This window comes from Photobacterium sp. SKA34 (assembly GCF_000153325.1).
Taxonomy (GTDB): domain Bacteria; phylum Pseudomonadota; class Gammaproteobacteria; order Enterobacterales; family Vibrionaceae; genus Photobacterium.
The window spans coordinates 248,729-260,410 of the sequence record NZ_CH724142.1 but is presented as its reverse complement, the minus strand read 5'-3'; the positions used below and the strand labels follow the sequence as shown (position 1 = coordinate 260,410).

Genomic DNA, 11,682 nt, shown 5'->3' with positions numbered 1-11,682 from the left:
AATGAAAGATCAGAATAAAAGCGTAAATAGAGGCAGGTTTCACAAACCATTGATTACATGATACTAAATTTAACATTAGTACGATGATATGGCTTTCATTCAGCACCAATCTATTGAGCGACTAAGGTATTTCAAATACTAGAGACGTACATCTCTTACATCAAAATATTAGCGACAGACTTTGCGAAATATTTTCTCGCTACAGTGTTAGCGAACTTGTTGTGCGATGATATAGAAGTATGCCCCCGAGTAGTTGTGCCGTATGAAATTTATTTAATCATAAATCCAGATTAAAAAGATGCAAAATTACTCGTGCCGGATTTCTATTTTTTATAATTGCCTCTATTAAAATCACAAAATTAAACTTTTTATCAACCAATTACGTAGTGATTTTTGTATGTAAATGGAGAGCAATTGATGACAAGCACACAAGAGTCAGTATCACGTATCATAGAGATGGCTTGGGAAGATAGAACCCCTTTTGAAGCGATTGCAATACAATATGGTCTGGATGAACAAGGTGTGATCAAGCTAATGCGACAACATCTTAAGCCAAGTAGCTTTAAACTATGGCGAAAGCGCGTATCAGGAAGAAAAACCAAACACTTAAAATTGCGTTCACCAGATGTCAGCCGTGGATATTGTCCGACGCAATACAAACAGCGTTAAACGCGTGCTATAGGGCTATTAATGAGCCCTTTCCTTCCATCTCTTACCGTTAATTTAATATACAGTTAAGCGTAGATCTTGACCTATCTGTTCTTTAAACTTACCGACGATATTAGCTTTTTGATTGGTAGAGGTGTCACGGTAATAGCTAAAATTGACCTTACCTACTGATTTAAGTTTTCCTTTATAACCCAAATCATAGTCAGTATCGTAGTAGTCGATATTGATAGAGCCTAGTGATATCAACTTTCCGACCATGCCATTTTTTTCGCCCCAACTTGACCAGCTTTCATACTTAAATGACTGACTTCCTAACGTTCTAATTTTGCCTCGATACTTTCCTTTTACTGTGTAGCCAGCATCAACCCAATACGAGATCTTAGTGTTACCAATTTTACTTAGCTTACCCACCACACCAGCATTTTTATAAATGCTATTATCCGGTAAATAACTAAAGCTGAGTCCATTAATAGATTTTACCTGCCCTGCACTACCTGACATCGAATTAGAAGTGTAATAATCAATCGCGTCAATTTTATAAACATACACTCGTGTATCACCGACATTAACTGCGGTACTGGGTTTTGATCGTGTATTCGGTTGAGCAACAAAGCTTTGAGCACGAGCGGGAGAACTAAATATGTAGATTGCATCAATGCTTTGGGTAATACGATAGACTTTGCTTCCTTCTGCAATAAAGAAAGTACTTATATCACCACGATTAAAATCCACATTAAAGCTGTACTCTTTAGCTAATAAGTACGATGGAAAAAACAATAAAACGAGCAACAATTTTCTCATACTATCACCACCTAAACTGTGAAAATTTTGTTGCTTTACCAGCAACCTATTTTAACGTAGCAAATAATGTTTAAGTCGCATTATTAATTGTGATAATACGTATCAATTTTTTTCAGATGGTTAGTTAAAACGGTTTCTATAACGATTGAAATATAACTACTAAGTATGAATATTTATTCAATTACATTTACCTTACTCATCGTTTATTTACAGAAAGCTACTTTAAGATTTTTATAATTAAATGCAATAAAGCGTTACAATGAAGGCGAAATATAATTCGCATCAAATTTGATTTTTAATTACTCATAAATATCACATATTCTAAGTTATTGACTAAACAATATATTAATTTTTCATTCATCTTTTTATTTTCCTTAATACAGATATTTATTGACTGAAATTAGTATTATTCTTATAAGTGAAAGTGATAAGCGATATCATTTCACTTATCGATCATTTAATAAATTCTTTTATCTATAAGTAATTGTTTGGAGGAATAAATAGTGGCAAATACTATTGCCTTACTAGGTAACCCTAACTGTGGAAAAACAACACTGTTTAATGCCCTAACTGGCGCAAGACAACGAACAGGCAACTGGGCTGGAGTTACTGTAGATAAAAAAGAAGGGAACTACTCTTATCATAAAAAGAATATAAATATAGTCGATTTACCTGGTATTTATTCTATGTCTTCATCCGATGTACAAGGTTCACTCGATGAGCGCATCGCTTGTGAATATATACTTTCAGATGAAGCTGATCTTGTCGTTAATATTATCGACGCTGCCAATATTGAACGAAATTTATATTTAACATTACAACTGCTAGAAATGAAAATCCCATGTATTATTGTACTTAACATGTTAGATATTGCTAAACAAAAAAATATAAATATCGATGCAAAAAAGTTGGAATCTGAACTCGGTTGCCCTGTTGTTTCTTTAGTTGCAAATAAATCTAAAGGACTCGAAGATTTAAAGGACTCGATTGAAAAGCATTTACAAACAAAATCACTGCCTCGTCTATTTACTCAATTTCCTCCCGAATTAGACCTGACTATTTCTCAACTTTCTGACGTATTCCAAGATCAACTAATCGTTAACAATAGAAAGAAGTGGCTTGCTATACGCTTGCTTGAATCAGATTCATCTGCCAACAAATATATCAACGGTACAGATATCGCCCCTTTTGTTTCTCAATTACAAGCCGATTTTTCAAACACACATGATGAAAATATTGACTTATTAATTGCTGATGCGCGCTACCAAACTGTCGCCGAGATCATTCATCATTGCATCTCAAGTTACCATGCAGGGCAACATAATCTGACTCAATTGATAGATAAGATTGTGCTTAACCGTTATTTGGGAATTCCGATTTTCCTCATTGTGATGTATTTAATGTTTTGGCTATCAATAAATATTGGTGGTGGGCTTCAACCTATTTTTGATGAAGGCTCTGCAGCAATATTCATTAATGGCACTGCATGGTTATGTTCGTCACTCGGGTTTCCTAGCTGGCTTACTGCAATTCTATCGCAAGGGCTTGGTGGCGGTATAAATACCGTTATGCCCTTTATTCCTCAAATTGGTTTAATGTTTCTTTATCTATCAATATTAGAAGATAGCGGTTATATGGCGCGAGCAGCGTTTGTTATTGATCGCTTTATGTCTACGATTGGATTGCCAGGAAAATCCTTTGTTCCACTTATTGTAGGGTTTGGTTGCAACATCCCCTCCATAATGGCTTCACGTACCCTCGATACACCAAGAGATCGTATCTTAACGTCCATGATGGCACCCTTTATGTCATGTGGCGCAAGGTTAGCGATTTTCGGCGTTTTCTCAGCAGCTTTCTTCCATGGTATGGGCAGTTTTATTGTTTTTTCGCTTTACTTGCTTGGCATTTTTGTCGCTGTCATTACCGGCTTTGTGCTGAAGAAAACCTTATTAACGGGTGAAGCATCACCTTATATTATGGAGTTACCAACCTACCACCTTCCAAGCGTTAAAACGACGCTTATCCACAGTTGGAGTCGCTTACGTGGATTTTTAGTCAAAGCGTGTAAGATCATCATTCCGATTTGTATGCTCGTAATGGCATTGAATAGCGTAAATTTTGAAGGACAAGTTATTGAAAACAATAACCAACAAAATTCAGCCTTATCAGAAATTGGTCGTTGGGTAACACCTGTATTATCTCCCCTTGGTGTAAATGAGCAAAACTGGCCAGCCAGTGTGGGACTATTAACGGGATTTTTAGCAAAAGAAGTGGTTGTCGGCACTTTAAATACCCTATACACCTCAGAATTAAGCAACAATCAAGCCGCAGATGATGGGCAATCTTTCCATCTACTGTCAGAGTTAAAAGTGGCATGGCAAGACACCATTGATGGTGTTGCCGATAGTTTTTCTTTATCAACACTTAAAAACCCGATAAAAGCCAGTGAAGCCGATGGCTCTATGGGAACAACCGCAATGGGTCAAATGCACAAAGAGTTTGGTTCAATGTCAGGTGCCTATGCTTACTTAATCTTTGTTTTACTCTACGTGCCTTGCGTTTCTACTATTGGTGTTATCGCCAAAGAAATTGGTCGAAATTGGGCTTGGTTATCGACAGCATGGGGAGTGGTTGTCGCCTACGCGCTTTCAATCGCCTTCTATCAAACCACGACTTTCACAGCACATCCATTAGAAAGCCTGCTTTGGTTGTTTTTCGCTTTTAGTATCGTCACTGCATTTATTATAGGGATTAAGCGCTTGTGTAATAAAGTCGATTGGCAAATGTCGATACCTGACTCGCCAGCGACACAAAACTGCGGAGGATGCCATTAATGATATCGCTAATTACAGTAAGAAATACGGTACGTGATGCAAAAGTCATTTCCTTTAGCCAGCTTAGAAAGCATTTGAAGTGTGAGACTCGTTGGTTAAGCGCATTATTAGATGAATTAATTTTACGTGGGAAAGTTGAGAAGTGTGATTCACCGCCTTCTTTGGCTTGCGGGAAACATTGCCAAAATTGTCAAACGCAGGCAACAGATACGGTGTACAAATGGTGTGAAAATAAAATCGCTATTTCGCTATGCTAATAGCTAAACCATAGTGAAAAAAGACCACATATGTGTGGTCTTTTTTATGTCTTATCTACACTTAGCGTATTAGGTAGAGCCTAAATGCTCGAAACATCTTTGATTCACTTTAGCTCATTTTTTGCTTGCTCAAACCATTGCAGTGTTTTTTTCCTTTGTGATTCGCCATACAATTGAACGAATTTTTTCGTCATGTAATCTTTAGGAGAGTTAAGGGCAATAATACGCTCTTCAACATACGATAAGGTTAAAGGTTGTTTACAAATAACAGTAATACAGTGATGCCACTCTTGATAAGTTTGCGGAATGATCGCCGTGTTCATAAAGCCTACCTAGTGATAATAGAAAATAGGATCAATCTTTGTATTGGATTTCTTTCATTTCCATCAAAGATTTTACGTCGGCACTGTACTCTGCGGTCGGTCTTATCAGTAATCGAGGAATACCTATCGGCTCACCGGACTCTAAGCAATAACCGTAATTACCTAAACGAATTCGCTCTAATGCCAATTTGATTTTGGGCAAAAGTTTTTGTTCACGTTCAACAATTCTTAAAGCAATACCAGATTGCTCTTCTAACGTTGCACGATCACTGACATCACTCAAATCACTCGCATCTGCCGTGTGCCCCATCTCCTCTCTCGCAGATTGAATGTGATGAGATGTCGACTCATAAAGATCTATCAATCTTTGTTTAAAGAAAGCCAATTGAGAATCATCCATGTAATGGTCTTCAGGCTCTTGCAATATTTGCTCTTCAGTTAGCATTCTAATTTCAGTATTGTTCATGTTATTTCACTCATATTATTAACAATCAAACAATCTAAAAGCTTGCCTTCCAATTCATCATCTAATGTATCTGCGATAATTTCGACACGGCTTTCAGCACGCTCATCAAGTTCAACTTCTGTGATTCCATCTGACGTTTTATTATAACCAAAGATCCCATCAGAAGTGATAAACACGGCTTTCATTCGCTCAACATTCAGTGTTTGAAAAAGCTGATGTAATGATTGACGTTCAAAGACTTTTTCAGAAGCAAAACGCCAGCCAATACTTTTGAAACCTTCACCTTGGTTAGTGGCTTTTATCACGCCACTTTCAGGTATCAGATCTTCCGATAGTGCTTCTTTAGATTCACTTGTCTGCCTATCACGATGGAGATAAGACGGCGGTAATACTTCTATACGTGTTTCACCATCAAATTCATTAAATGGGATCACACCATGTTTGGCAAAAATCACTCTCGTTGTTACGCTAGCAACTTGTGCGACAAAAGCTTTTAATTTTTCTTTATCCTCAGCTTGATAAAGATCGGTCTTGTTTCCTACCACTGTATCGGCAATCGCAATTTGTTGTCTAAAGGTGTCATGTGAAGTATAGCGAGGATCGGATAACTTTCTTGCATCCACTAATGTGATATTTTTCTGTAACGATAGGACATCACGATAGTATTCAGTAGAAAGCACTTGCATCACTTCTTTAGGATGACCAAGCCCTGTGGGTTCGATGATCAAACGATCAGGCTTTGCTTCTGAAAGTAATTGATTAAGCGCAATCTGCATTGGTAAACCAGCGGTACAACACATACAGCCGCCGGGTACTTCCTGAATAAAAATCTGTTGCTCGTTACCGCTTTGACCTTGCAGCAAACTACCATCGACACCAATTTCACCAAACTCATTAACTAGCACAGCCCAACGCTCAGAATCAGGTTTATTCTTCATCAAATGAAGAATAGCAGAGGTTTTCCCGACGCCAAGAAAACCTGTAATAATATTGGTTGGCACTGCTAAAATTGGCGATGATATATTAAAGCTCATTGGCGATCCTCCTGTATCCCTGAACCAGTTCATGGTTAGCAGATACAACCGATTCAGAAAATGCAGAATATTCAGGTGGGACTTTCGAAATACTATTTAAGTCAAAATCAGCACCAATATTGGTCATTGGCGGTACATGAAAACTTTCAGGCAGATCTAATCCATCTACAACGCAGTTATGTCGGATCACACACCCTTTACCAATGACGGCATTAAATACTACTGAGTTGAAGCCAATAAACACATCATCACTCACCTCACACGGCCCATGAATAATTGAGCGATGAGCAATAGAAGAACGCTCACCAATAGTGACTGCAGCCCCCGCTTTTGAGTGAATAACTACACCATCTTGAATATTAGTATCGCGTTTAATCACAATTGCGTCCATTTCACCCAGCTCATTCACTTCATCAGCACGGATTACGGCATAAGGCCCAATGAAAACGTTATCTTCTACAATTACTTTGCCACAAATAATCGCTGTAGGATCAATAAACGCAGTTTCAGATATCGTTGGCATATGCCCTGTTGGGTTTCTTCTTAGCATCTCTTTTCTCTTCACTATTGGCGCAATAACTCGCAACTTTAATTACCACCCACCTTTCAGCAAAATCGCACAGAAAATGGTTCAGTCACTACTAAAGCAGTAAATCAAATATTATTGTTATGTTATAACATAACAATAATGAGTTATCTAGATGCTACTCGCACGTATCTATCTATGGTGTTTATTCTAATAAACCTTGTTGAAAAACAAATGTTCAACATCTTAACGATGTCGCACTCTTATTATCGTTTTTCTCTCTTTAATACACCTCAGTGAGTCTCGTTCTCTCGCTGAGTATATTCTCAGCTTTTGCCAATCATAATTACACAAACACAACTTGAATAATTATCCAGTCAGAGTTTTTCTTAAATGGCATACCATTTGGACAGTTGTTAATATGCTATTACAAAAATTATTGCCAGCTATATTTAAACGTTAACCATTGGTTTTAAATAGAATATAAAACCATCAAAAGACTAATAATTAAACAAAAAATTAACAAATTAAATTATTTTTAATTTTTTATTGCATAGAATTCCAACTTAAGTAATATAAACCACAAGTGAGAACAAATGCAGAATAATCGCATGGGAATTCAAGTAAAAAACATTAATAAATTCTATGGTCAGCATCAGGTTTTACACGATGTAACCTTCGAATGTAATAAAGGTGAAACGCTGGTTTTACTTGGCCCAAGCGGTGCAGGTAAAAGCTCTTTACTTCGGGTATTAAACCTATTGGAAGATGCCTCTGCTGGCGAGCTGAGTATTGCAGAAAATTATTTCGATTTTAAAAAAACAATCGTTGAAAAAGATGGTTTAAAACTGCGTCGAAAAGTTGGCATGGTATTCCAACAATACAATTTGTGGCCCCACAAAACCGTGTTGGAAAATTTAATAGAAGCACCAGTAAAAGTGCTCGGTATCGATAAAGCTCAAGCGAAAAAAGAAGCATTAGAGCATTTATCAAAATTACAGTTAGCAGACAAAGCCGATGCATGGCCTTTGCAACTGTCAGGCGGTCAACAACAACGTGTTGCAATTGCACGTGCGTTGATGATGAAGCCAGAAGTGTTGTTATTTGATGAGCCTACTGCGGCGCTTGATCCTGAGATCACAAGCCAAATTGTACAGATCATCAAAACATTAAGCGGCACAGGCATTACCCAAGTTGTGGTTACCCACGAAGTGGATTTTGCAAAAAAAATCGCCAGTCATGTGCTTTACATGGAAAACGGCAAAATTATTGAACATGGCAGTAACGAGGCGTTTAGTCATCCTAAAACCTCACAATTTGCTGACTATTTAAAACATTAACGAATTATATCCCCCTTTATATATTCGTTCGTAAAAGACGCATGGAGTATCGCGATGAATAAAATTTTATTAGCTAGCATTATCGGTTTAGTTTCTTCTCAAGCTATGGCGCAAGACATTAAGTTTGCGATGGAAGCAACATATGCCCCTTTTGAATACATGGATGAGAATAATCAAATCCAAGGCTTTGACGTTGATATTGCTAAAGCCCTATGTAAAGAGATGGATGCTACCTGTACTTTTCATAACCAATCTTTCGATAGCTTAATTCCAGCTCTTAAATTCAAACGATACGATGCGGCTATTTCAGCAATGGACATTACTGAAGCACGTCAACAACAAGTGAGCTTTACTCAACCTTATTATGATAACGCTGCTGGCTTTATTTCAATCAAAGGTAAAGTCGCTGATGTCGCTGCCCTTAATGGTAAGCGTGTTGGTGTACAAAATGGTTCCACTCACCAGAACTATTTAACTGATCAAATGTCAGGTGTAACTACGGTTCCTTACACAAGTTATCAAGATGCCTTTATTGATATGAAAAATGGCCGTATTGATTCGGTATTTGGTGATACTGCAGTTATCGCTGAATGGTTGAAAAAAGACGATAACCTTGCGTATGTTGGCAAACCGGTGACGAACCCTAAATACTTCGGTAACGGTTTTGGTATCGCAGTAAACAAAAGCAACCAAGAATTGGTTAAACAGTTGAATACGGCACTCGCTAAAATTAAGCAAGATGGTCAGTATAAAGTTATTTTTGATAAGTACTTTGGTAAGTAAATTATGATGTTATCGGGATATTCTCTTTCCCTGTTAGAAGCTAGCTGGATGACTGTCCAGCTCGCTTTTACCAGTTTAGCGGTTGGATTAGTGCTGGCTATGTTGTTTGCTGGCGGTGAGATGTCTCGATTTCGCTTCGTGGCATGGCCGACGACAGCCTTAGTGACAGTATTACGAGGCTTACCTGAACTACTTATTGTTTTATTTATCTTTTTTGGTTCAGGTCAGGTTTTATTTTACATCACGGGTGATTATATCGAGATCAGCCCTTTTCTTTCAGGTGTTATTGCACTTTCGCTGATTTTTGCCTCTTATGCGGCGCAAACTATCCGTGGTGCTATTAAAGCAGTACCTAAAGGACAAAGAGAAGCAGCTAGTGCGCTTGGAATAAGCAAATCAAGAACATTTGTCGCGATTATAATACCGCAAGCGATCCGTCATGCATTACCGGGGTTAACTAACCAATGGTTAGTGCTATTAAAAGATACCGCATTGGTATCGCTCATCGGTGTGACGGATCTTCTAAAACAAGCACAGTTAAGCTCTGCAGCAACTCATGAAAGTTTTACCTGGTATGCAACAGCTGCGGCGGTGTATTTAGTGATCACTCTAATTACTCAACAAATTATTAAACGAATTGATGCGAAATATAGCGCTCAAGAAGGTTCAAGCAACAACAAAACGGTTGTTGAAGGAGCGATGGCATGAATGAACAACACTTTTGGCAATTAATGGATGGCCTTGCCACCAGCTTACAATTAACCGTTGCATCGTTATTAGTTGGCTGTACTCTCGCTCTATTAATGACGATGACATTGATTTTAAGAACGCCTGTTTTACATTGGTTAAGCCGTGGCATCATTACCCTATTTACGGGTACACCTTTGTTAGTTCAGATCTTTTTGATTTACTACGGACCGGGGCAATTTGAAGGTATTCGTGAAAGCTTTGTATGGCAATGGCTTAGCCAACCATGGTTCTGTGCGATGTTGGCACTAGCATTAAATACTGCTGCTTACAGTACTCAACTGTTTAAAGGTGCGTTTGATGCCATTCCTAAAGGTCAATGGCAAGCATGTCGTGCGTTAGGCATGGAAACCAAAACGACATTAAGGACCTTGTTACCTTTTGCCATTCGTCGTTCTGTGCCTGCTTATTCTAATGAAGTAATTCTGGTGTTTAAAGGTACATCGCTTGCTAGCACTATTACTATTATGGATATCATGGGCTACGCCCAACGTATTAATGCCCAGACTTACGATACGTTAACTGTGTTTGCAATTGCCGGTGCAATGTACCTTACCGTTAATGCATTGCTTTCTATTGTGTTTAGACTGATAGAGAAAAAAGCCTTAGCGTTTGAAGTGGCGAATTAAACTTCATCCTCACCAAATAAAAAAGCCGATAATACATTTTATGACTATCGGCTTTTTTAATTTCTAAATTTTAAGCTGAAGCAAATGATTCATTTTTCAATCTTTGTTGCTCTTGTGTTTTATTTGGAACAGCGTCTTTTACTTTTAAGAAAATACAAGGTATACCCATCGCTGCCATAAACCAGAACATATTTATTTCAGAATGATGCATTAGCCATCCGCATAGTGCAGATACTAGCGCTAATATAAAACCTGCAGGAATTGCATGGTATAACGACTGTAAAGAAACATAATTATGTTTCCGATTTTCTTCCACATAACGAACCGAAGATAAAATCGTACCAGAGAACGTAATACCATGTAGAATCTGACAGAAAACAAGAACATATATATCATTTGTCGCTGCGGTTAATCCCCAACGTACCACGACAGCAATTGCAGCAAGTCTAAATAATGTTGACACTTTCCAATTTGAGAACGCTTTACGACTAATTAAGTAAAAAACGATCACTGAAACTGTCGACAAACTCCATAAATAACCAATGGTATCCGAATCTAGCCCCTGTTCTTTCCAATAGACGGTACTAAAGAAATAATAGCCACCATGGCTACCCTCCAACAAAGATGCAACCAATAAAAACAACAGTGTTTCTTTACAACATAATACTTTGAAAATATTTTTTCTTTTTTGCTCATCATGGTGGCATACCATAGGTACTGTTGGCTTCATTAGAGTACCTAGTAAAGTTGCGCCTAAACCGATCGCTCCCATAACTGGGACAGAACTTACACCAAAGTTCTGAACAACCCATCCCATACAAGCCGACGCTACTGTTAATGCAACCGCTCCCCATAAACGAGTATATCCATAATCGAGTCGATTATCTCGAGCATAGTGATTTGATATCGCATCCGAAATAGCGACCGCAGGACCAATCGCTAAATTAAATAGTACGAGTAATAATGCAAGTACCCAGAATGTTGGCGTAATCGTACCTATCCAGATAAAAGCAATAAAACCGAGTAAGCTTAAAAACATTGACCAACGAAGGAATGGTATGAGATGCCCAACTTTGTGAAATAAAGGTGTTAATGTAAAGTTGATGACACAACGAGCGGCAAGACCAAAACCGATCAGCATCCCGATATCTGCATCTGAGATCCCTAATTTTTCTAACCATAATCCTCTAAAGGGTAAATACACCCCATACGAGAACCAGAACATAAATTGATAAGTGGACATCCAAACTGATGGTCGACAATTAAACATTCG

13 protein-coding genes are annotated in these 11,682 nt (G+C 38.0%); 7 read left to right on the top strand and 6 right to left on the bottom strand.

Annotated elements, in window-relative coordinates; translation table 11 throughout:
* Positions 1-417: 417 nt before the first annotated feature.
* A complete protein-coding gene (locus tag SKA34_RS10185) occupies positions 418-669 on the top strand; it encodes a TIGR03643 family protein (protein ID WP_006645433.1) in 252 nt (83 codons plus the stop codon).
* 54 nt (positions 670-723) lie between these two features.
* Here SKA34_RS10185 and SKA34_RS10180 read toward each other — a convergent pair whose 3' ends face one another.
* The gene (locus tag SKA34_RS10180; RefSeq protein ID WP_006645432.1) at positions 724-1,470 is read right to left on the bottom strand and encodes a hypothetical protein; all 747 of its coding nucleotides are present in this window, start codon (positions 1,468-1,470) and stop codon (positions 724-726) included.
* A gap of 503 nt (positions 1,471-1,973) precedes the next feature.
* On the opposite strand from SKA34_RS10180, the gene feoB reads away from it, so the two are divergent.
* Both feoB and SKA34_RS10170 read left to right on the top strand, forming a co-directional pair.
* Positions 1,974-4,304: a Fe(2+) transporter permease subunit FeoB gene (gene feoB, locus SKA34_RS10175; protein ID WP_006645431.1), complete on the top strand. Its 2,331-nt coding sequence runs from the start codon at positions 1,974-1,976 to the stop codon at positions 4,302-4,304.
* Entirely contained in the window at positions 4,304-4,561 is a 258-nt protein-coding gene (locus SKA34_RS10170; RefSeq protein WP_006645430.1) for a FeoC-like transcriptional regulator, read from the top strand. Before feoB ends, SKA34_RS10170 begins: the two co-directional genes overlap by 1 nt.
* A gap of 104 nt (positions 4,562-4,665) precedes the next feature.
* Here SKA34_RS10170 and SKA34_RS10165 read toward each other — a convergent pair whose 3' ends face one another.
* Genes SKA34_RS10165 through SKA34_RS10150 form a run of 4 tightly spaced genes read right to left on the bottom strand, consistent with a single transcriptional unit; the run spans position 4,666 to position 6,934 of the window.
* Positions 4,666-4,884, bottom strand: a complete 219-nt coding sequence (locus tag SKA34_RS10165; protein WP_006645429.1) for a hypothetical protein — start codon at positions 4,882-4,884, stop codon at positions 4,666-4,668.
* A 31-nt stretch (positions 4,885-4,915) separates the two neighbouring features.
* Positions 4,916-5,350: a TraR/DksA C4-type zinc finger protein gene (locus SKA34_RS10160; RefSeq protein WP_006645428.1), complete on the bottom strand. Its 435-nt coding sequence runs from the start codon at positions 5,348-5,350 to the stop codon at positions 4,916-4,918.
* Entirely contained in the window at positions 5,347-6,384 is a 1,038-nt protein-coding gene (locus SKA34_RS10155; protein WP_006645427.1) for a GTP-binding protein, read from the bottom strand. Before SKA34_RS10155 ends, SKA34_RS10160 begins: the two co-directional genes overlap by 4 nt.
* The gene (locus SKA34_RS10150; protein WP_006645426.1) at positions 6,374-6,934 is read right to left on the bottom strand and encodes a carbonate dehydratase; all 561 of its coding nucleotides are present in this window, start codon (positions 6,932-6,934) and stop codon (positions 6,374-6,376) included. Before SKA34_RS10150 ends, SKA34_RS10155 begins: the two co-directional genes overlap by 11 nt.
* Before the next feature lie 587 nt (positions 6,935-7,521).
* Between SKA34_RS10150 and artP the strand changes: the two genes are divergently transcribed.
* Genes artP through artM form a run of 4 tightly spaced genes read left to right on the top strand, consistent with a single transcriptional unit; the run spans position 7,522 to position 10,409 of the window.
* Positions 7,522-8,250 carry an arginine ABC transporter ATP-binding protein ArtP gene (gene artP, locus SKA34_RS10145; protein ID WP_006645425.1) on the top strand — a complete coding sequence of 243 codons (729 nt, stop codon included), beginning with the start codon at positions 7,522-7,524 and terminating at the stop codon, positions 8,248-8,250.
* A 54-nt stretch (positions 8,251-8,304) separates the two neighbouring features.
* On the top strand, positions 8,305-9,033 hold the full coding sequence (locus tag SKA34_RS10140) for an arginine ABC transporter substrate-binding protein (protein ID WP_006645424.1): 729 nt from the start codon (positions 8,305-8,307) through the stop codon (positions 9,031-9,033).
* Between the two features lie 3 nt (positions 9,034-9,036).
* Positions 9,037-9,741 carry an arginine ABC transporter permease ArtQ gene (artQ, locus tag SKA34_RS10135; protein ID WP_039860222.1) on the top strand — a complete coding sequence of 235 codons (705 nt, stop codon included), beginning with the start codon at positions 9,037-9,039 and terminating at the stop codon, positions 9,739-9,741.
* On the top strand, positions 9,738-10,409 hold the full coding sequence (gene artM, locus SKA34_RS10130) for an arginine ABC transporter permease ArtM (RefSeq protein WP_006645422.1): 672 nt from the start codon (positions 9,738-9,740) through the stop codon (positions 10,407-10,409). The genes artQ and artM overlap by 4 nt, the downstream gene beginning before the upstream one ends.
* 70 nt (positions 10,410-10,479) lie before the next feature.
* Here the strand turns inward: artM and SKA34_RS10125 are convergent, their stop codons facing one another.
* Entirely contained in the window at positions 10,480-11,679 is a 1,200-nt protein-coding gene (locus SKA34_RS10125; protein ID WP_039860220.1) for a 3-phenylpropionate MFS transporter, read from the bottom strand.
* Between the last annotated feature and the right edge of the window lie 3 nt (positions 11,680-11,682).

What these genes read in the sequence shown, in the direction of transcription:
- SKA34_RS10185 (WP_006645433.1), top strand. Translation starts at nt 418, where the DNA reads ATGACAAGCACACAAGAGTCAGTATCACGTATCATAGAGATGGCTTGG.
- SKA34_RS10180 (WP_006645432.1), bottom strand. Translation starts at nt 1,470, where the DNA reads ATGAGAAAATTGTTGCTCGTTTTATTGTTTTTTCCATCGTACTTATTA.
- SKA34_RS10170 (WP_006645430.1), top strand. Translation starts at nt 4,304, where the DNA reads ATGATATCGCTAATTACAGTAAGAAATACGGTACGTGATGCAAAAGTC.
- SKA34_RS10165 (WP_006645429.1), bottom strand. Translation starts at nt 4,884, where the DNA reads ATGAACACGGCGATCATTCCGCAAACTTATCAAGAGTGGCATCACTGT.
- SKA34_RS10160 (WP_006645428.1), bottom strand. Translation starts at nt 5,350, where the DNA reads ATGAACAATACTGAAATTAGAATGCTAACTGAAGAGCAAATATTGCAA.
- SKA34_RS10155 (WP_006645427.1), bottom strand. Translation starts at nt 6,384, where the DNA reads ATGAGCTTTAATATATCATCGCCAATTTTAGCAGTGCCAACCAATATT.
- SKA34_RS10150 (WP_006645426.1), bottom strand. Translation starts at nt 6,934, where the DNA reads ATGCTAAGAAGAAACCCAACAGGGCATATGCCAACGATATCTGAAACT.
- artP (WP_006645425.1), top strand. Translation starts at nt 7,522, where the DNA reads ATGGGAATTCAAGTAAAAAACATTAATAAATTCTATGGTCAGCATCAG.
- SKA34_RS10140 (WP_006645424.1), top strand. Translation starts at nt 8,305, where the DNA reads ATGAATAAAATTTTATTAGCTAGCATTATCGGTTTAGTTTCTTCTCAA.
- artQ (WP_039860222.1), top strand. Translation starts at nt 9,037, where the DNA reads ATGATGTTATCGGGATATTCTCTTTCCCTGTTAGAAGCTAGCTGGATG.
- artM (WP_006645422.1), top strand. Translation starts at nt 9,738, where the DNA reads ATGAATGAACAACACTTTTGGCAATTAATGGATGGCCTTGCCACCAGC.
- SKA34_RS10125 (WP_039860220.1), bottom strand. Translation starts at nt 11,679, where the DNA reads ATGTTTAATTGTCGACCATCAGTTTGGATGTCCACTTATCAATTTATG.